Consider the following 17,848-nt stretch of genomic DNA (forward strand, 5'->3'; position numbering starts at 1 on the left):
CACGTCCCTGGAGAACGTCGTGCGTCTCACCCGTACCCTGCGCGCCACGTCCTGTGCCGCGGCCCTGCTGCTCGCCGCCGCCTGCAGCTCCTCCTCCGGATCCGGCGGCTCGTCCGCCACCGGCCTCAACCCGCCCGACCTCAAGGCCCCGGCGAAGCTCGGGAAGACGGAGGGCCAGGTCAACCTGGTCGCCTGGGCGGGCTACGTCGAGGACGGCTCCAACGACCCCAAGGCCGACTGGGTCACCGGCTTCGAGCAGCAGACCGGCTGCCAGGTGCACTCCAAGGTCGCCGCCAGCTCGGACGAGATGGTCAAGCTGATGAAGACCGGCGAGTACGACGCCGTCTCCGCCTCCGGCGACGCCTCCCCGCGCCTGATCGCCTCCGGTGACGCCGCCCCCGTCAACACCGCCCTGGTGCCCAACTACAAGGACATCTTCACCGGGCTGAAGAACGGCGCCTGGAATTCGGTGCGGGGCCGGATGTACGGCATCCCGCACGGCCGGGGCGCCAACCTGCTGATGTACAACACCGAGAAGGTCACGCCCGCGCCCACCTCCTGGTCGGCGGTCTTCGACGGCGCGGCGAGTCACAAGGGCCACGTCACCGCCTACGACTCGCCGATCTACATCGCCGACGCGGCCCTCTACCTCAAGGCCACCAAGCCCGAACTGAAGATCAAGGACCCGTACGCGCTCGACCAGAAGCAGTTCGACGCGGCCGTGGCCCTGCTGAAGCGGCAGAACACGAACGTGGGCGAGTACTGGAGCGACTACCTCAAGGAGGTCTCCGCCTTCAAGAGCGGCGACTCCGTGGTCGGCACCACCTGGCAGGTCATCGCCAACCTCGCCGCCTCCGAGGGCGCCAAGGTCAAGGCACTGGTCCCCAAGGAGGGTTCGACCGGCTGGTCCGACACCTGGATGGTCTCCGCCAAGGCCAAGCACCCCAACTGCGCCTACAAGTGGCTGAACTGGATCGTCTCCCCCAAGGTCAACGCCCAGGTCGCCGAGTACTTCGGCGAGGCACCGGCCAACTCCAAGGCGTGCGCCGAGACCAGTGACAAGAACTTCTGCACGGTCTACCACGCGGCCGACGAGAACTACTGGAAGCGGATCGCCTTCTGGAACACGCCCATCGAGCAGTGCCTCGACGGCCGCAAGGACGTGAAGTGCGTGCCGTACGCGAAGTGGGTGCAGGCCTGGACCGAGATCAAGGGCTGAACCGTGACGAGCGACGTGACGACCGCCGCCGGCCGGGGAACCGTCCGGCGGCTCGCCGGAACCCTGCACCGCAGGCCCCGGCTGCGGCTGACCCTGCTGCTCACCGCCCCGCTGCTGTGGCTGGTCGTGCTCTACCTCGGCTCGCTGGCGGTGCTGTTCGTCTCCGCGTTCTGGACGACGGACTCCTTCACCTCCCAGGTGGTGAAGGTCTGGTCGACCGACAACTTCCACGAGCTGTTCACGACCCCCGTCTTCCGCCAGGTGATCCTGCGCAGCGTCGGCGTGGCGCTCGCTGTGACCGCACTGTGCGCGGTGATCGCCTTCCCGGTCGCCTTCTACACGGCGCGCGTGGCGAAGCCGCGCCGAAAACCCCTGCTGGTGGTGGCGATCCTCACCCCGCTGTGGGCGAGTTACCTGGTCAAGGTGTACGCGTGGCGGCTCATCCTGTCCCAGGGCGGCCTCGCCGACTGGATGCTCGCGCCGTTCGGGCTGCACGGGCCCGGCTTCGGCCTGCCGGCCACCGTCCTGACGCTGACGTACCTGTGGCTGCCGTACATGATCCTGCCGATCCACACGGCCCTCGAACAGCTCCCGGCGAGCCTGCTCGACGCGTCGGCCGACCTCGGGGCGCGGGCCGGGCGGACCTTCCGCTCGGTGGTCCTGCCGATGGTGCTGCCCTCGGTCGCCGCCGGCTCGGTGTTCACCTTCTCGCTCAGCCTGGGCGACTACATCACCGTGCAGATCGTCGGCGGCAAGACGCAGCTGATCGGCAACCTCGTCTACTCCAACATCGAACTGAACCTGCCGATGGCCGCCGCGCTCGGCACCGTCCCGGTGGTCGTGATCGTCCTGTACCTGCTGGCGATCCGCCGTACGGGCGCCCTGAACAGCCTGTAGGGCCCGGAGGAAAAGAGCGCCATGCATCTCAGCCGCACCGCGCGGATCGCCCTGCGCACCGGCGCCGGGCTCGGTTTCGCGGTGATCTACGTCCCGCTCCTGCTCGTCCTCGTCAACTCCCTCAGCCCGGACCGCAGCGCGAGCTGGCCGCCGCCGGGGCTCACCCTGCGCTGGTGGTCGGCGACCGTGCACAACTCCGGTGCGCGGCAGGCGCTGTGGGTCTCGGTGAAGGCGGGCCTGGGGGCGACGGCGATCGCGCTGGTCCTCGGCACGCTCATCGCGTTCGCCGTGGCCCGGCACCGCTTCTTCGGCCGCGGCACGGTGTCGTTCGTCGTGGTGCTGCCGATCGCGCTGCCCGGCATCGTCACCGGCATCGCCCTCAACTCGGCGTTCAGCACGGTCCTCGAACCGCTCGGGGTGGGTCTCGGGCTGTTCACGGTGATCGTCGGGCACGCCACGTTCTGCATCGTGGTGGTCTTCAACAACGTGGTGGCCCGGCTGCGCCGTACGGCCGCCTCGTACGAGGAGGCGGCCATGGACCTCGGCGCGACCACCTTCCGCGCCTTCGTGGACGTCACCTTCCCGCTGGTCCGCTCCGCGCTGCTGGCCGGCGCGCTGCTCGCCTTCGCGCTGTCCTTCGACGAGATCGTGGTCACCACGTTCACCGCGGGGCCCGGCATCGAGACGCTTCCCATCTGGATCTTCGACAACATGACCCGCCCCCAGCAGGCGCCGGTGGTCAACGTCGTGGCCGCCGTGCTCGTCCTGCTGTCGGTGGTCCCGATCTACGTCGCCCAGCGCCTGTCCGCCGACACGGCGACGTCGAGCCGGGTGTGACACCCTGTGAGACGGCGGACGGGAGTCAGGAAGCACGCGGGACGTATGAGCACGGGGGTCGTATGAGCACGGGGGACGTATGAGCACGGAGCAGGCCGCCGGTCCGGCGCGGGCGGTGCGCGCGGCGTACGAGGCGGCCTCGGCCGCCGTCGCGGGGCTGGGCGACGAGGAGTCGTGGCTGCCGACCGGCTGCACCGGCTGGGCGGTCCGCGACCTCCTCTACCACTGTCTGGCCGACGCCCAGCGGGCACTGGTGGCCCTGCACACACCGGCGCGTGCGCCCGTGGACCGGGACGCGGTGACGTACTGGCGGGACTGGCGCCCGGACACCGCCGGTGCGGCGAACGGCCGCCGCTGGTCACGGGTCGGCGCGAGCATGTTCCTCGACTTCCGTCAGCTGCGGGGCCTGTACCTGGAGACGCTGGCGGCCGCCGCGCGGGCGGCGGAGGCGGCCGACCCCGACCGGCCCGTCGGCACCCAGGGACACGTGCTCACGGCCGGGGACCTGCTCACCACCCTCGCCGTGGAGGCGACCGTCCACCACCTCGACCTGACCGTCCGGCTCCCGGACGCACCCGGACCGGCACCCGAGGGGCTGGCCGCGGTGCGTGCCACCCTCGACGGTCTGCTCGGCCGGCCCGGTCTCCCGGAGTGGAGCGACGCGCACTACGCGCGCGTGGGCACCGGACGGGCCGCGCTCAGCGACGCGGAGCGCACCGCCCTGGGGGCGGCGGCGGACCGTTTCCCGCTGTTCGGCTGAGGGCCGCCCCGGCCGGGCCCTGCGGCCACACGCCCAACCGGGCACACACCGCGACGACACCTGCGCGGTGCGGGGCGTGCCGGTCCGCGGGATGGAAACCTGCGCCCCATGAACAACCCTCCCAGCATCAACAGTTACGTCGACCGGGTCACCGCCGGGCCCGGCGGAGCGCTGACCGACGAGGTCGGCGTCATCACCGGCGATCTCACCGTCGCGACCATCCTGCGGTCCGACGGCCACAGCGTGCGCGTCGCGATCCAGTACTCGGGCAGCGACGTCTGGTACACCCTCGCCGGCAGCCCCGCCCCGGTGCCCACCGGCCAACTCGCGGCGTACCACCGGGATCTGCTGGGCCGTATCCGCCGCGGCGGAGGGACGCGCGCCACCTGAGGCCGAAAGTCGGCGGCGGCTGCGTGAGACGGCGACTCACGGGTAACCCGCGATGTCATGAACGCGTTGACGCAACGGCCGTACCGGCCGTCGAAGAAGCGAACCGCGGGGCAGCCGCCGTCCCCGACCGTCGTCACGGTCCCGGGGAGGTAGCCGTGCTCTTCCTGGTCGTCGCCCTGCTCCTGCTCGGCATCGTCGTGGGAGCGGCCTCCTATCTGCCCTGGCCCGTCACGCTGCTGCTGGGCGCGCTCATCGCCGGCTGGCTCCTCGTCTTCGCGGAACGCGAGCGGCGGCGGCGCCGCGACCGGACGAGGAGGGCCTGACCATGCGGCTGACCGCTCCGCCCTCGGCCCGCACCGGCCGCCGGGACACCGAAGGCATGGCCGTGGCCTCCTTCGTCCTCGGACTCGTCGGGCTGCTCGTCCTCAACCTCGTCCTCGGCCCCATCGCCATCGCCCTGGCCGTCATCGCGCTGCGCCGCGACACCCCGCGCCGCTTCCGGGCCCTGCTCGGGCTCGGGCTGGGCATCGCCGACCTGGTGGTGCTCGCGCTCCTCGCCGCCTCGCACTCGGGGGCGTCCTGGTCCGTCTGGGGCGGCTAGCCCCTCCCCTTCGGATCTCGCCGATGTCGCCCGGTGCGTCCCGCGCGGGGCGACCCCGGCCGGTCCCGGGTTTCGGCCCGGCCGGCCGGGGGAGTCGGTGCCCGTGGTCTCCTACGGACCGGAGCGGCGCGTCTACGTCCCCGCGCTGCGTGCCGGCTGGCTGACCCAGGCCTTCGTGCACTGGGCCTACCCTCCGGACCAGGTGCAGCGCCTGCTGCCGGAGGGGCTCGTGGTGGACACGTTCGACGGGTCGGCCTGGGTGACCCTCACACCGTTCGTCATGGCGGGCGTGCGCCCACCGGGGATCCCGGCCGCGCTGCCCCCCTTCGCCGAGACCAATCTGCGGACCTATGTGCGCGACCGGGAGGGGCGGGCCGGGCTGTGGTTCCTGTCCGTCGAGGTGGCCTGCCCGGTCATGCTCGCCGCCCGCGCGGTCGGCATTCCGTACCACATGGGCCGCCTGGCGCTGGCACGACGGTCCGGCGCCCTCGCCTACACGGGCTCCCGGTGGGGCGGCGGCCCGTCGTACCGGGTGGTCGTCCGCCCCGGAGAACCGGTCCGGCCCACCCGCCGCGACGTCTGGCTGACCTCGCGCTGGCGGGCCTTCACACGGCGGTTCGGCGCTCTGTGGGAGACGCCCGTCGAACACGAGCCCTGGCCGCTGCGCGAGGCCGGCATCGAGGCCGTGTCGGAGAATCTCACCGGGGCGGTGGGACTGCCCCCGCCCGTCAGGGAGCCGCTGGTGCACTTCTCGGACGGGGTGCGCAGGGTACGCCTGGGGCTGTCCCGGCCGGTGCGGCCGCCGCGCGGCCGTAGCGCCGGGGACGTGGTGGCGGCGTCGCACCGGGGAGCGGGCGGCAGGGGGTGAACCCGCTGCCCGTGGCCCTCGGGAGGGCGTGCGGAACGGCCATCGCGTCGCCGGTGCCCGCGCGGGGCTCCGCCCGGCTGCGGTTCGACGGGTGGATCGCCGGGGTCGGGACGACGTCCGGGACCCGTCTGGTGCTCGGCCACTGGCCCCGCTCGCCGTTCGGGCCGTTCAGCGACGTGATGCTCGAACGGCCCGACGGACACCGGCTGTTGCTGGCCCCCACCCGGCGCACGGCCGAATTCGTCGCGGGCACCTACGCCTTCGACGAGGTGCGGGTCGTCCCCGTGCGGGTCCATGTCGCCGGGAACCGCTGGACCGTCGACGCGGCCCCGGTGCTCGGGCTGAGCCTCACCGTCGGCCGGCGCGGCCCGCTGGGGCTGCTGCTGCGGGCGGTGCCCGGCGTGCTGGCCGCCCGGACGTTCTGGACCGCGATGACGGACCCGGTCGCCCGGGTGCTGCTGGGCGTGCGGACCCGGGGCACGGCCGGGGGCGGCCGGCACGAGTGGTACGGCGCGCGCGACCTGCACCGCGTCACCGCGGCGCGGGCCGTGCACGAGGGCCGGGACCTCGGCTCCCTGAGCGAGGTGGAACCGCCCGTCCGGTTCGGTTTCGGCTCGACGCCCCGCACACCGTGCCTCGTACGCGTCACGACGACGGTGACCTCTCCTGACGTACCGTCAATCTCCTAGCGAACGAACCGCGTTGTTCCCCATGAACACGCAAAAGGCGCTCCCCGCACCTTGACCGGTGTATGGTCCAGACCAATCATGGCCTAGACCAATAGCCCCGGCCGGGCTGCTCACCGTGCGACACCCCCGCCCGATCGCCTGTCGTCCGCTTTCCGGGAGTACCCGATGACCCGTCCGAGATCCCTACGCGCCCTGCTGTCCGGCCTGGCCACCCTGGCCGCGTCCGCCGGGCTCGCCCTCGGGACCGGGGGCACCGCGCACGCGGCCACCCCGCTGCCCGCGCACGTCTTCGCGCCCTACTTCGAGTCCTACAACGGCGACAGCCCCGCCGCTCTCGCCCAGTCCTCCGGCGCCAAGTACCTCACCATGGCCTTCCTCCAGGCCGACAGGAAGGGCTCCTGCACCCCGTACTGGAACGGGGACAGCTCCAAGCCGGTGGACGGCTCGGTCTTCGGCGGTGACTTCACCACCCTCCGCTCCCGCGGCGGCGACGTCATCCCCTCGCTCGGGGGCTACGCCGCCGACAACGGCGGTACCGAGATCGCCGACAGCTGCACGAACGTGGACTCCGTCGCCGCCGCCTACGAGAAGATCATCACGACCTACGACGTCTCGCGGCTCGACATGGACGTCGAGGACAACTCCCTCACGAACACCGCCGGCATCGACCGCCGCAACCAGGCCATCAAGAAGGTGCAGGACTGGGCCGCCGCCAACGGACGCTCCGTGCAGTTCTCCTACACCCTGCCCACCACCACGACCGGCCTCGCCGACAGCGGGCTCGCCGTGCTGCGCAGCGCCAAGAACGCGGGCGCCAAGGTGGACGTCGTCAACCTGATGACGTTCGACTACTACGACGGTGCCACCCACCACATGGCCACCGACACCGAGACCGCCGCGAGCGGACTGCACGACCAACTCGCCGGTCTCTACCCGAACCTGTCGGACACGCAGCTGTGGAACATGGTCGGCGTCACCGAGATGCCCGGCGTGGACGACTACGGTCCCGCGGAGACGTTCACCACCGCCGACGCGGGCACCGTCTACGACTGGGCGGTCGCCAGGGGCATCAACACCCTCTCCTTCTGGGCCCTCCAGCGCGACAACGGCGGCTGCCCCGGCTCCCCCGCCTCCGACACCTGCTCGGGCATCGCCCAGGACACCTGGTACTTCACGCACACCTTCGCGCCCTTCACCGGCGGTACGACCACCCCGCCGGCATCCGACTTCTCCCTCTCCCTCTCCCCCGCCACCGCCTCGGCCGACCCCGGCGGCACCGCGACGGCGACCGTGAAGACGGCGGTGACCTCGGGCAGCGCGCAGACCGTCGGTCTCACCGTGAGCGGCGCGCCGAGCGGGGCGACCGCCTCCCTGAGCCCGTCCTCGGTCACCGCGGGCGGCACCTCCACGCTCGCCGTGAAGACCGGCGCCTCCACGGCACCCGGCACCTACACCCTGACCGTCACCGGCACCGCCGGCTCGACCCGGCACAGCGCCACGCTCACCCTGACGGTGAAGGGGTCCGGCGGCACGGCCGTCCTCGGCAACGGCGACTTCGAGAGCGGGTCGCTCACTCCCTGGACCTGCGACGGCGGCGCCACGGTGGTCTCCTCGCCGGTGCACGGCGGCTCCCACGCCCTGAGGACCGTGCCGTCCGCCTCACAGACCGGCCAGTGCGCGCAGACCCTCGCCCTGAAGCCCGACACCTCGTACACGCTGAGCGGCTGGGTGCAGGGTCCGTACGCCTATCTCGGGGTCAGCGGCGGCGCGACCGCCAGCACCTGGGCGTCGTCCTCCTCGTGGACGAAGCTGACGGTGCCGTTCACCACCGGCTCCTCCGGCACGGTCACGGTGTACGTCCACGGCTGGTACGGGCAGGGTGCCGTCTCGGCGGACGACCTGACCCTCTCCTGACCGTCCCCCGCGGCCGCTCCCGCCCGGAGGTCACCGGGTGGGCCCGGCCGCGCTGATCTGCCCCAGCGTGGACTCGGGGTCGTACTCCACGGCCACATCGCCCAGGGCGACGATCCCGACCACACGCCCGTCCTCGACGACCGGCAGCCGCCGCAGCGCCTTGCCCCGCATCAGCTGCACGGCCCGGTCCACGTCGTCGTCCGGTGCCACGGTGACCAGTTCGCCGCTGCACGCCTCCGCCACCGTCCGCCGGGCGGCGTCTCCGCCCTCGGCCAGGATCCGCACGGTCAGGTCCCGGTCGGTGACCAGCCCGCGCAGCCGGTGGCCCGCGCAGACCAGGACCGCGCCGATGTCCTCGTCACGCATCCGGGCGGCCACCTCGCAGACCGGGGTCTCCGGCGCCACCGCCACCGGGTTGCAGGTCATGATCTCGCGGACCGCCTGCGCCATGCGCTCCTCCTCGCCCCTCCGCCGACCGCCTCGTCGTGCTGGTACCCCGGAAACGGCCGCTTCCTCCACGCCTGCACGGTCGGTGCCCCGTGCCGCGCCCCGCCCCGGAGCCACATCCGGCACTCCCGCCCCACCTTCCGTAGGCTGAGAAGTCCCGGAGCTCCTCCGGGAGGTCTCCCTGCAGGCAGGAGACGGTCGTGATCGAACTGGCCGCGGTGTTCGCCGTCGCGGGTGCGGCGAGCAACGCCGTGGGCACCGCCTTCCAGCGCAAGGTCGCGTCGACGTCGAAGCGCAGCGGGGTCCGGCTGGTCGCGGAGCTGGCCCGGCAGCCGTTCTGGCTGATCGGCATGGCCGGGGTGATCTGTGCCGCGCTGTTCCAGAGCCTGGCCCTGGTCAACGGCCCGCTCTCCCTCGTCCAGCCGTTGTTCATCCTGGAGCTGCCCTTCGCCCTGCTCGTCGCCGCCCCGCTGATGCACCGGCGGCTGCCCCACTCGGGCTGGTGGGGTGTCGGCGGGTGCGTCATGGGCCTCGCCGTCCTGCTGGTCGCGGCGGACCCGCACGGCGCGGCCGACCAGGCCTCCCTCGCGCGCTGGATCCCGGCCCTGTGCCTGTGTCTCGGCGCCATGGCCGGGGCCGTTCTGCTGGCCGGCCGGGGACGCCCGCCGGCCCGGCGCGCCGCTCTGCTGGCGGCCGCCTCCGCGATCGGCAACGCCCTGACCGCCGCCCTGCTGAAGTCGGCGACGGGCACCTTCGCCGACCACGGCTTCGCGGCCTTCCTGCGGTCCTGGCAGACGTACGGCTTCGCACTGGCCGGCGTGGCGGCGGTGATCCTGCTGGAGAACGCGCTCCAGGCCGGTCCCCTGGCCGCCGCGCAGCCCGCGCTGACCATCGGCGACGCGGTGGTGAGCCTGACCCTCGGCATCACCCTGTTCGACGAGCGGATCCGCACCGGCTGGTGGCTCGTGCCGGAGGCGTGCGGAGCCCTGCTGATCGTCACCGGCGTCCTGGTCCTCAGCCGGGCCGTCCAGCGCATCGTGGTGCTGCCGGTCCCGGCCGAGCAGCGCGACCTGGCGACCTGAGCCCGGTCAGGGGGCGGCGACGAACGGCCCCCGGCAACCGGATTGCCGCGGGCCGCACTCAGCGCGACCGGGTCAGCCGTACGTCCTCCACGCCCAGCAGACCGAGCAGCGGGACCTTGCCGACCCGCTGCCGCGGGTCGACGACCAGCCCGGCGGCGCGGACCAGGTCCAGCAGCAGTTCCGCGAGCGGCATGACCATGTGCCGGCCCCAGCAGCGTTCGGAGGAGTGGCCGAAGGGCAGATAGCCGGGGGTGTCGTCCGGGTCGAGGCCGTCCCAGCGCTCCGGGCGGAAGGAGCCGGGGTCGTCCCACAGGGCCGGGTCGCGGTGGGAGAGCAGGGGCAGCAGCAGGACGTCGTCGCGTTCGCCGATCCGGGCGTCGACGGCGGGGTATTCGGGCGAGGCGTTGCGCAGGATGTTCCACGAGGGCGGCAGCAGGCGCAGGGCCTCCAGGATGATGTTCCGGTTGGGCGTGCCGGCGTCGAAGGGCGAGCCCAGCCAGAGGGCGTTGGCCACGAGGGTCGAGACGGTGAAGCACACCGGAGCCGCCGCCCTGCGGTACATGCCCATCGCGTACCGGCGTTCCTGGTACCCCCGCGCCCGCGCGGTCCGGGACCCGAGGGCCGTGAGCCGGTCGTCCGGCCGGGGCCAGCCGGGCAGGGCGGCCCCGACCGCGATCACCGACCAGGTGAGCTTGGGGGTGAGTTCGAGGGTGCGGCTCATGAGCGTGCGCAGGCGCCGGGGGTCGTGGCCGAGGACGAGGTCGCGCAGGAAGAGGTGCCCGGTCAGCGGCCAGGAGCCGGTGAGGTCCACGTCCTTGGGGACGGGCCCGGCCAGGGCGTCGCGCACGTCGCTGCCGATGGTGCGGGTGACGGTGGAGGCCTCGGTCCGCGTGATGGAACGCCCGTGCAGCGGCTTGAAGGTGGGGCGCTCGGTCTCCGTCGCCCGGCGCGCGGCGAGGACGCGGTCGGCGACCTCGTGTCCCGCGACGCCGATGGTGTCGGGTTCCAGCCGGAACAGGTCCTGGCCCAGGTGGTCGTCGATGAGCGCGGCGAGCCGCGGAGCGAACACGGTGGTGCGCGCACGCGGGGCGGACGACGGCGGCATGAGCACTCCGATGCGGGGCGGGGCGGACGGGACGGCGGCTGCGGCGGGCGCCGGGCCGGGGACACCGCCGTCCGGCCGGGCCCGCGAGGGGCCCCGGCCGGACAACGATGTCGGCGCACCCACGCCGCAGCGGCGCGGAACTCAGTACCAGAAGTACCAGGCGTTCGCCTTGAGGCTCTTGGTGGCCGCAACCTTGTTGCGGATGGCGAAGAGAAGCTTCATCGGTGCACCTCCTCCCGGGGGTGGGCGGTGACACGTGACCCCTCCGGGAGGCCGGCGAAGAGCTCGTGTCGACGACTCCGGGAAGCTTCCCTGCTTCGATCGACTGATAATCACCACGCTGTCCAACTGCCCTGCCCAATGGCCGGTTTGAGACTTTCTCCGGTCATCGGCGCTCCGATTTGACTCCGCACGGACCGCGAGCGGCGCGGCACATGCCCTGCGCACTTCCCGCGCTGATGAACGGCGGTGCACGGCGTCCGAATGCCGGACGGCCTGACGGTGTCAGCGGACGCCTGCCGGCCGCGGTCGCCGTTCCACCGCCCGGAGACGGGCCGGACATTGGCCGGATGAGGACATGCCACCCCGGTGGCCCGCGAGCCCTATCCGCCCGCGACCGACTCGATCCAGGACCGGAGCCGCTCCCCCTGGGCGGCCATCAGGCCGGGATCGCGCAGGGTGTGGGTGAGGAGGGCCATGCCCTGGTAGGCCGCGACGAGTTCGACGGCGAGGGCGGCGGCGTCGGCGCGGCCGAGCTGGGCGAACTGGGACTCCGCCCAGGCGAGCAGGGCTCGCATGACCCCGGCGGGAGCCTCGCCCAGATCGTCGTCGCGCTTGTCGAGTTCACTGGCGAGGGTGCCGAAAGGACAGCCGAAGCGCGCCGCGGTCTCACGCTGGTCGACCCAGCCGGCGACGAGCGCCTTCAGGCGGGCGGCGGGGTCCGGGAGCGCGTCCAGCGCGGCGGTGAGCGCTTCGATCTGCTCGCGGTGCGCGTCCACCGCGGCCTCGACCAGCTGGTCCTTGGTCTTGAAGTAGTAGTAGACGTTGCCGAGCGGCACGTCGGCCGCGCGGGCGACGTCGCCGAGGGTGGTCTTCTCCACGCCTTGCTCGTGGAAGACCTGGACGGCCGCCTTCACCAGGCGCTCACGCTTGCCGCCCCGGCGGGACCGGGCGGGCCGCGAAACCCCGTCAGCGGCGGCGGGTTCTGAGTCAGTCACCTGACTAAAGATAGACAACGGCGGGTGCCGCACGCTAACGTCGTGACTTAGTTAGTCAACTAACTCACTCACGGGGAGAAGCGATGATCGTTGTCACGGGCGCCACGGGGAACGTCGGACGGGCACTGGTCACCGGGCTGGTGCGGGCCGGGGAGAGGGTGACGGCCGTCGCCCGGCGCGTCGGCGACGAGCAGGTGCCGCCGGGCGTACGGGCCGTGGCCGCCGATCTCGGCGAGCCGGCGAGCCTCGCACCCGCTCTGGAGGGCGCAAAGGCCTTGTTCCTCCTGGTGGCCGGCGAGGACCCGGCCGGCCTTCTGGGCGAGGCCGCCGCGGCCGGCGTGGCGAAGGTGGTGCTGCTGTCCTCGCAGGGCGTCGGCACGCGCCCCGGGACCTACAGGCAGGCCGCGGACTTCGAGGCGGCCGTGGCCGGCTCCGGGCTCGCGTCCACCGTCCTGCGCTCGGGCGGCCTGGCCTCCAACGCGCTCGCCTGGGCCGAGCCGGTCCGCCGGCACCGCACCGCCGCGGCACCCTTCGCCGACGTGGCCCTGCCGTTCGTCGACCCGGACGACGTCGCCGCGGTGGCCGCGGCCGTCCTGCGCGAGGACGGGCACGACGGCGCCACCTACACACTGACCGGCCCGGCGGCCACGACGCCACGACAGCGGGCCGCCGCCATCGCCGGGGCACTCGGCGAACCGGTGACCTTCGTGGAGCAGAGCCGCGAGGAGGCCCGCGCCCAGATGGTCCGGTTCATGCCGCCGGAGGTCGCCGAGGGCACCCTCGCCATCCTCGGCGAGCCCACACCGGAGGAGCGGTCGGTCGGCGAGGACGTACGGCGCCTGCTCGGCCGCCCCGCGGCCCCGTTCGCGGCCTGGGCGGCACGCAACGTCGCGGCCTTCCGCTGAGGCTCAACGTCACGGCCTTCCGCCGGGGCTCACCGGCACCGGGGAAAGGGGCGCCGGTCTGCGCCGGTCTGCCGCGGCCGGCGCGCCCAGCGCGCCGGTGCCCAGAGACTGGTCGGTGCCCAGAGACTGGTCGGTCCCCGGCGGCCGGTGCCCCGTCGCTCCTCGGCACCCCGTGGCTCGCCGGTGCCCGGCGACGTGCCGACCCCCAGAGACTCATCGGCGCCGGGGAAAGACGCGCCGGTCTGCCGCGGCCGGCGCCCCGCTCGGCGCATCCGGCACGCCGGGCCGCACGGTCGATGGCTCCTCACCACCTCCCGGCGCGCCGTCCCGGCTGGGCCGACAGCGTCTCTTTTGCGCGCCACACCGCACAAAATAATCACATTTATATGCTTATTGTCTCTATTGTGCAGTAGGGGGAGAACCGGCTGAGGGGGCGCACAACGCGTCGCGGCAGGGCGCGGGTTGGGATGAGCATGAGTGGAATCAGCCGACGAGGCGTGGCACGCCTCGGCCTTGGCGCCGGCATCGGCGTGGTCGCCGCCTCGTCGGCCGCGTGCGGGAGCGTCCAGGGGCTGTTCGGTGCCCAAGGGCCGGGAGCGGAGGCACCCCGGCTGATCGGGGACGGCTCGACGTCGTACACCGGACGTCAGCCGAACCAGCCGGACCCGCCCACCCCCCTGGAACCCGGCCAGACTCCCCCGCAGTTCGTGGTGTTCTCCTGGGACGGCGCCGGCGAGGTGGGCACCGGCCTGTTCCAGCGCTTCCTGGAGCTCGCCCGTGCACACGACGCACGCATGACGTTCTTCCTCTCCGGTCTCTATCTGCTGCCGGAGGGGAAGAAGCGGCTGTACCGGCCGCCGAACAACCCGGTCGGCGCCTCCGACATCGGCTACCTCACCGACCGGCACCTCAAGAAGACGCTGACGTACGTGCGTCAGGCCTGGCTCGACGGCCACGAGATCGGCACGCACTTCAACGGGCACTTCTGCGAGGGCCCCGGATCGGTGGCCGACTGGACCGCGGCGCAGTGGCGTTCGGAGATCGAGCAGGCCCGGTCGTTCGTCAAGTCCTGGCGCACACACACCGGTTGGCATGACGAACCGCCGCTGCCCTTCGACTACGACAGGGAACTGATCGGCGGACGCACCCCCTGCCTGCTCGGCCAGGAGAACCTGCTGCCGGTCGCGCGGGAGATGGGCTGGCGCTACGACGCGTCCTCACCGGGCGGGCTGCAGCGCTGGCCGAGGAAGCGGGAAGGGATCTGGGACCTGCCCCTGCAGAACATCCCCTTCCCCGGGCACTCCTTCGAAGTGCTGTCCATGGACTACAACATGCTGGCGAACCAGTCTGCGCACTCGACGCGGGCGCCGTCCTACAACTACCCCTACTGGCGCGCGCAGGCGGCCCAGTCCTACATGGCCGGCTTCCAGCGGGCGTACGAGACCAACCGGGCCCCGCTGTTCATCGGCAACCACTTCGAGGAGTGGAACGGCGGCATCTACATGGACGCGGTCGAGGAGGCCCTCCGGCAGATCGCCGGGTGGCCGGACGTACGCCTCGTCTCCTTCCGGCAGTTCGTGGACTGGCTCGACGCCCAGGACCCCGGCATCCTCGCGCAACTGCGCGCCCTGCAGGTCGGCGAGAAGCCGGAGGGCGGCTGGAACTCCTTCCTGCGCCCCACGAAACAGGCGAAGGACACGGCGGGGACGGCCTGACACGGCGGCCCTGACCGGTGACCGGCTCGCCGCGGGGATCAGTCCGTCCCGCGGCGGGCGTACGCCTCTATCTCGATCTTCATGCGGGGGTCGGCGAGGCCGCACTGCAGCATGGTGGCGGCCGGGCGGATCCCGCCGAAGGCGCGGCGCAGCACCGGCCAGCAGGGCTCGAAGTCGGCTCTGTCGGGCAGCAGGTAGCGCACGCGCACCACGTCGGCGAGGGAGCACCGTGCCTCGGCGAGGGCGGCCTCGATGTTGCGCAGGCACTGCTCGGCCTGCTCCACCACGTCGTCCGAGATCGTCATGGTGGTGTAGTCGAACCCGGTGGTCCCGGACACATGCACCCAGTCGCCGTCCACCACGGCACGGGCGTAACCGATCTGCTCCTCGAAGGCCGAGCCACTGAGGATCGCGCGTCGCTCCGTCATGCGCCGAACGCTAGGTGACCAGCATTGATACGTCCAATACAGGACGAGGCATGGGCTGATATCACTGGGGATATGTCCTGGAACACGGACCGCCCCGAACTCCCCCTGCCGCAACTGCGTGCCTTCGTCGTCCTCGCCGAGGAACTGCACTTCGGTCACGCGGCCGCCCGGCTGGGCATCGCACAGCCCCCGCTGAGCCAGCAGATCCGCCGGCTGGAGGAGAAGGTCGGGCATGCGCTGTTCGACCGCGGGCCGGGGCGCGTGACGCTCACCCCGGCCGGCCGTGCCCTCCTGCCGGCCGCCCGCCACGCCCTGACCGGCCTCGCCGACGGGCTGGCTCAGGCGCGGGCCGTCGGCAGCGGCCGGGCCGGACGGCTGCGGATCGGCTTCGCCGCCTCGGTGGCGCTGACCCTGCTGCCGGGTGCGCTGCGCGACTTCCGCCAGCGGTTTCCGGACGCGCGGCTCGACATCCACGAGATGACCACGGCACCGCAACTCGACGCCCTGCGGGACCGCACGATCGACATCGGCCTGCTGCGGGAACCCCCGCCCTACGAGCCCGGACTGAACTTCAGGACGGTACTCGGCGAGCCGTTCGTGGCCGTACTGCCGGCCGCGCATCCACTGGCCGCCCGACGCACCGTGCCGCTGGCCGCGTTGGCCGACGAGCCGTTCGTGCTGCTGCCGCGCGCGGTCGGCCCCCGGCTCCACGACCAGATCACCGGCCTGTGCGAGGCGGCCGGGTTCACGCCACGGATCGCCCAGCACGCGGTGGAGTGGCAGACCGTGTGCGCCCTGGTGGAGGCCGGGCTGGGGGTCTGCGTGGCACCGGCGAGCATCCGCCGCATCCGCCTCAGGGGCGTCGCCTTCCGCCGGATCGCCCCCGGCACGGCCCGCACCCGGGTCGCCGTGGCGTGGCGCAGGGACGACCGGAACCCGCTGGTGGGGGCATTGCTGGCGACGCTCGGTCAGGGCGCTGAGGCCGCCGTCGGGGCCGGCCGTGCCGCTGACGCCACACACCCGCCCGGGCGGTCCCCTACGGATACCCCGAGGGACGAGATGGGGGGCGTCCCCTGATGTGCGCGGGGTCGTCGGGCCGACACGCTGGATCCATGACGAAGCATCAGCCGCGCCCCCGCCGCGGGGGCGTCAAGCGACGCGCGCTCGCCGTCTGTGCCGGCGCCGCGCTCTGCACCCTGACCGCCGTCCTCCCCGCTGCCGCAACCCCTTCCCCTCCCGTCCCCGCTGCCGCCACCCCTTCCACCCCCGTCCCCGCTCCCACCTCCGCGCGCCACCTCGCCCTTCCGGCCCCGACCGGCCCCTACCGGGTCGGCGAGGTGGATCTGCACCTGGTGGACCGCACACGCCCCGACCCGTGGAAGCCCGGGCAGGACCATCGAGAGCTGATGGCCAGCGTGTACTACCCGGCGCGGCACACGGCCGGCCGGCCCGCCGCCCCGTACATGCTGCCGGCGGCAGCGGCCCACTTCGACGACGTCACGGCCGGCGAATACCTGGGGATGAACATCCCGAAGGGCCGGGCCGACTGGGCCGGCACCCTCACCCATGTGACCCGTGGCGCGCCCGTGGCCGCCGGGCGCGCCGGGCGGCTGCCGGTGCTGCTCTACTCCCCGGGGCTGGGCGAGCCGCGCACGTGGGGCACGACGCTGGTGGCCGATCTGGCCAGCCGCGGCTATGTCGTCGTCACCGTGGACCACACCTACGAGTCGCCCGAGGTCCAGTTCCCGGACGGCTCACTGGTCACCATGCTGCCGCCCGGCGATCCCGACGCCTATGTGCGCAAGGCGCTGTCCGTCCGGGTCACCGACACCGGGTTCGTGCTGGACCGGCTCCGGGCACTGAACGCTCACCGGAATCCGGACGCCGACGGGCAGCCGCTCCCGGAGGGTCTGGCCGGCGCGCTGGACATGGGCGAGGTGGGCATGTTCGGCCATTCCATGGGCGGCACCGCGGCCGCGCTGGCGATGGACGCCGACCACCGGATCACCGCGGGGCTCGACATGGACGGCAATCTGACCAACGTCGACGGCTCGCTGATGCCGGTCGCCCGGCACGGCCTGGACCGTCCCTTCCTGCTGATGGGCAAGGACGGCGAGACCGACACCGGCCCCGGCTGGGAGGCGTTCCGCGCCCACACCCCGGGGTGGACGCGTCAGCTCACCCTGCGCGGCTCGGAGCACGCCTCGTTCACGGACGCCGAGGCGCTCCTGCCGCAGCTGCGGCTGTCGCCCTGCGTGCAGGCCTCCGACATCGGCACCATCGAGCCGGCCACCGCGATACGCGCCGACGAGGCCTACGTGTCCGCCTACTTCGACCACTGGTTGCGCGGCCGCGGCGGACGACTGCTGGAGGGGCCGTCCCCGAGGTACCCGGACATGGTCTTCGTGGACTGATCACCGCGGCCCGGGCAGGGCGGCACGGGCGGTACCGGATCTACCGGGAGGGGGGTACGAAGCGGGCGATCTGGTCCTTGATCCAGGGATCGTAGGCGGCCATGAGGCGCTTGGCCGCGGGATCATACTGCGCCAGCTGTCCCTCCACCCACGGGTCGATGCCCGCGTGGTGGCCGCGGTGCGCGGGAGTGCCGGGGCCGGCGGGAGCCGTGCCCGCCGTGGTGCCCGTCGCGGCGTGCCCGTGGGGTTCGGTGGTGGCCGCCGCCGCGGGGCCGCCGGCGGCGAGGAGGGCGCCTGCGACCAGGGCCGTGACAGCACCGGCCGCGCCTGCGTCACGCATCGGCTTCTTCATCGGGTTCT

The 17,848-nt window shown here is 72.9% G+C and carries 21 protein-coding genes; 15 read left to right on the forward strand and 6 right to left on the reverse strand.

Annotated features, from left to right (window positions below):
- Positions 1–19: 19 nt before the first annotated feature.
- The 10 genes from AB0N17_RS25240 (at position 20) to AB0N17_RS25285 (ending at position 8,175) form a co-directional block, all read left to right on the forward strand.
- The gene (locus AB0N17_RS25240) at positions 20–1,219 is read left to right on the forward strand and encodes an ABC transporter substrate-binding protein (protein WP_366013733.1); all 1,200 of its coding nucleotides are present in this window, start codon (positions 20–22) and stop codon (positions 1,217–1,219) included.
- Positions 1,220–1,222: 3 nt separating this feature from the next.
- The gene (locus tag AB0N17_RS25245; protein ID WP_366013734.1) at positions 1,223–2,116 is read left to right on the forward strand and encodes an ABC transporter permease; all 894 of its coding nucleotides are present in this window, start codon (positions 1,223–1,225) and stop codon (positions 2,114–2,116) included.
- Between the two features lie 21 nt (positions 2,117–2,137).
- A complete protein-coding gene (locus AB0N17_RS25250; RefSeq protein ID WP_366013735.1) occupies positions 2,138–2,953 on the forward strand; it encodes an ABC transporter permease in 816 nt (271 codons plus the stop codon).
- A 79-nt stretch (positions 2,954–3,032) separates the two neighbouring features.
- Positions 3,033–3,713 (forward strand): maleylpyruvate isomerase N-terminal domain-containing protein, encoded by a 681-nt coding sequence (locus tag AB0N17_RS25255; RefSeq protein ID WP_366013736.1) that lies wholly within the window; start codon positions 3,033–3,035, stop codon positions 3,711–3,713.
- A gap of 108 nt (positions 3,714–3,821) precedes the next feature.
- Entirely contained in the window at positions 3,822–4,103 is a 282-nt protein-coding gene (locus AB0N17_RS25260) for a hypothetical protein (protein WP_366013737.1), read from the forward strand.
- Between the two features lie 155 nt (positions 4,104–4,258).
- A complete protein-coding gene (locus tag AB0N17_RS25265; protein WP_366013738.1) occupies positions 4,259–4,426 on the forward strand; it encodes a hypothetical protein in 168 nt (55 codons plus the stop codon).
- 2 nt (positions 4,427–4,428) lie between these two features.
- Positions 4,429–4,704, forward strand: a complete 276-nt coding sequence (locus AB0N17_RS25270; RefSeq protein WP_366013739.1) for a DUF4190 domain-containing protein — start codon at positions 4,429–4,431, stop codon at positions 4,702–4,704.
- A 103-nt stretch (positions 4,705–4,807) separates the two neighbouring features.
- Positions 4,808–5,572, forward strand: a complete 765-nt coding sequence (locus AB0N17_RS25275; protein WP_366013740.1) for a DUF2071 domain-containing protein — start codon at positions 4,808–4,810, stop codon at positions 5,570–5,572.
- A gap of 41 nt (positions 5,573–5,613) precedes the next feature.
- Positions 5,614–6,261 carry a hypothetical protein gene (locus AB0N17_RS25280; RefSeq protein ID WP_366013801.1) on the forward strand — a complete coding sequence of 216 codons (648 nt, stop codon included), beginning with the start codon at positions 5,614–5,616 and terminating at the stop codon, positions 6,259–6,261.
- Positions 6,262–6,426: 165 nt separating this feature from the next.
- Positions 6,427–8,175, forward strand: a complete 1,749-nt coding sequence (locus AB0N17_RS25285) for a carbohydrate binding domain-containing protein (protein ID WP_366013741.1) — start codon at positions 6,427–6,429, stop codon at positions 8,173–8,175.
- A gap of 30 nt (positions 8,176–8,205) precedes the next feature.
- On the opposite strand, the gene AB0N17_RS25290 is transcribed toward AB0N17_RS25285, so the two are convergent.
- Positions 8,206–8,625 carry a CBS domain-containing protein gene (locus tag AB0N17_RS25290; RefSeq protein WP_366013742.1) on the reverse strand — a complete coding sequence of 140 codons (420 nt, stop codon included), beginning with the start codon at positions 8,623–8,625 and terminating at the stop codon, positions 8,206–8,208.
- A gap of 197 nt (positions 8,626–8,822) precedes the next feature.
- On the opposite strand from AB0N17_RS25290, the gene AB0N17_RS25295 reads away from it, so the two are divergent.
- Positions 8,823–9,704: a DMT family transporter gene (locus AB0N17_RS25295; protein WP_366013743.1), complete on the forward strand. Its 882-nt coding sequence runs from the start codon at positions 8,823–8,825 to the stop codon at positions 9,702–9,704.
- A gap of 58 nt (positions 9,705–9,762) precedes the next feature.
- On the opposite strand, the gene AB0N17_RS25300 is transcribed toward AB0N17_RS25295, so the two are convergent.
- From AB0N17_RS25300 to AB0N17_RS25310, 3 genes are all read right to left on the reverse strand, one after another.
- A complete protein-coding gene (locus AB0N17_RS25300) occupies positions 9,763–10,809 on the reverse strand; it encodes a cytochrome P450 (protein ID WP_366013744.1) in 1,047 nt (348 codons plus the stop codon).
- A 141-nt stretch (positions 10,810–10,950) separates the two neighbouring features.
- Positions 10,951–11,031 (reverse strand): tryptorubin family RiPP precursor, encoded by an 81-nt coding sequence (locus tag AB0N17_RS25305; protein ID WP_366013802.1) that lies wholly within the window; start codon positions 11,029–11,031, stop codon positions 10,951–10,953.
- A 380-nt stretch (positions 11,032–11,411) separates the two neighbouring features.
- Entirely contained in the window at positions 11,412–12,026 is a 615-nt protein-coding gene (locus AB0N17_RS25310) for a TetR/AcrR family transcriptional regulator (RefSeq protein ID WP_366013745.1), read from the reverse strand.
- Positions 12,027–12,109: 83 nt separating this feature from the next.
- Here AB0N17_RS25310 and AB0N17_RS25315 point away from each other — a divergent pair, with 83 nt between their 5' ends.
- A complete protein-coding gene (locus AB0N17_RS25315) occupies positions 12,110–12,931 on the forward strand; it encodes an NAD(P)H-binding protein (RefSeq protein WP_366013746.1) in 822 nt (273 codons plus the stop codon).
- Between the two features lie 473 nt (positions 12,932–13,404).
- Positions 13,405–14,646 (forward strand): hypothetical protein, encoded by a 1,242-nt coding sequence (locus AB0N17_RS25320; RefSeq protein WP_366013747.1) that lies wholly within the window; start codon positions 13,405–13,407, stop codon positions 14,644–14,646.
- 38 nt (positions 14,647–14,684) lie between these two features.
- On the opposite strand, the gene AB0N17_RS25325 is transcribed toward AB0N17_RS25320, so the two are convergent.
- Positions 14,685–15,074 carry a RidA family protein gene (locus AB0N17_RS25325; RefSeq protein ID WP_366013748.1) on the reverse strand — a complete coding sequence of 130 codons (390 nt, stop codon included), beginning with the start codon at positions 15,072–15,074 and terminating at the stop codon, positions 14,685–14,687.
- Between the two features lie 72 nt (positions 15,075–15,146).
- On the opposite strand from AB0N17_RS25325, the gene AB0N17_RS25330 reads away from it, so the two are divergent.
- Positions 15,147–16,151, forward strand: coding sequence for a LysR family transcriptional regulator (locus tag AB0N17_RS25330; protein WP_366013749.1), 1,005 nt, complete (start codon positions 15,147–15,149; stop codon positions 16,149–16,151).
- 35 nt (positions 16,152–16,186) lie between these two features.
- Entirely contained in the window at positions 16,187–17,488 is a 1,302-nt protein-coding gene (locus AB0N17_RS25335; RefSeq protein WP_366013751.1) for a Tat pathway signal protein, read from the forward strand.
- A 40-nt stretch (positions 17,489–17,528) separates the two neighbouring features.
- Here AB0N17_RS25335 and AB0N17_RS25340 read toward each other — a convergent pair whose 3' ends face one another.
- A complete protein-coding gene (locus AB0N17_RS25340) occupies positions 17,529–17,840 on the reverse strand; it encodes a hypothetical protein (RefSeq protein WP_366013752.1) in 312 nt (103 codons plus the stop codon).
- Between the last annotated feature and the right edge of the window lie 8 nt (positions 17,841–17,848).

The sequence above is a fragment of the Streptomyces sp. NPDC051133 genome (genome assembly GCF_040682635.1).
Lineage (GTDB): Bacteria > Actinomycetota > Actinomycetes > Streptomycetales > Streptomycetaceae > Streptomyces.

Excerpts from the sequence above, each read along its gene's own strand:
- AB0N17_RS25250 (WP_366013735.1), top strand. The coding sequence starts at position 2,138 with ATGCATCTCAGCCGCACCGCGCGGATCGCCCTGCGCACCGGCGCCGGG.
- AB0N17_RS25255 (WP_366013736.1), top strand. The coding sequence starts at position 3,033 with ATGAGCACGGAGCAGGCCGCCGGTCCGGCGCGGGCGGTGCGCGCGGCG.
- AB0N17_RS25260 (WP_366013737.1), top strand. The coding sequence starts at position 3,822 with ATGAACAACCCTCCCAGCATCAACAGTTACGTCGACCGGGTCACCGCC.
- AB0N17_RS25270 (WP_366013739.1), top strand. The coding sequence starts at position 4,429 with ATGCGGCTGACCGCTCCGCCCTCGGCCCGCACCGGCCGCCGGGACACC.
- AB0N17_RS25285 (WP_366013741.1), top strand. The coding sequence starts at position 6,427 with ATGACCCGTCCGAGATCCCTACGCGCCCTGCTGTCCGGCCTGGCCACC.
- AB0N17_RS25290 (WP_366013742.1), bottom strand. The coding sequence starts at position 8,625 with ATGGCGCAGGCGGTCCGCGAGATCATGACCTGCAACCCGGTGGCGGTG.
- AB0N17_RS25300 (WP_366013744.1), bottom strand. The coding sequence starts at position 10,809 with ATGCCGCCGTCGTCCGCCCCGCGTGCGCGCACCACCGTGTTCGCTCCG.
- AB0N17_RS25305 (WP_366013802.1), bottom strand. The coding sequence starts at position 11,031 with ATGAAGCTTCTCTTCGCCATCCGCAACAAGGTTGCGGCCACCAAGAGC.
- AB0N17_RS25315 (WP_366013746.1), top strand. The coding sequence starts at position 12,110 with ATGATCGTTGTCACGGGCGCCACGGGGAACGTCGGACGGGCACTGGTC.
- AB0N17_RS25320 (WP_366013747.1), top strand. The coding sequence starts at position 13,405 with ATGAGTGGAATCAGCCGACGAGGCGTGGCACGCCTCGGCCTTGGCGCC.
- AB0N17_RS25325 (WP_366013748.1), bottom strand. The coding sequence starts at position 15,074 with ATGACGGAGCGACGCGCGATCCTCAGTGGCTCGGCCTTCGAGGAGCAG.
- AB0N17_RS25330 (WP_366013749.1), top strand. The coding sequence starts at position 15,147 with ATGTCCTGGAACACGGACCGCCCCGAACTCCCCCTGCCGCAACTGCGT.
- AB0N17_RS25335 (WP_366013751.1), top strand. The coding sequence starts at position 16,187 with ATGACGAAGCATCAGCCGCGCCCCCGCCGCGGGGGCGTCAAGCGACGC.
- AB0N17_RS25340 (WP_366013752.1), bottom strand. The coding sequence starts at position 17,840 with ATGAAGAAGCCGATGCGTGACGCAGGCGCGGCCGGTGCTGTCACGGCC.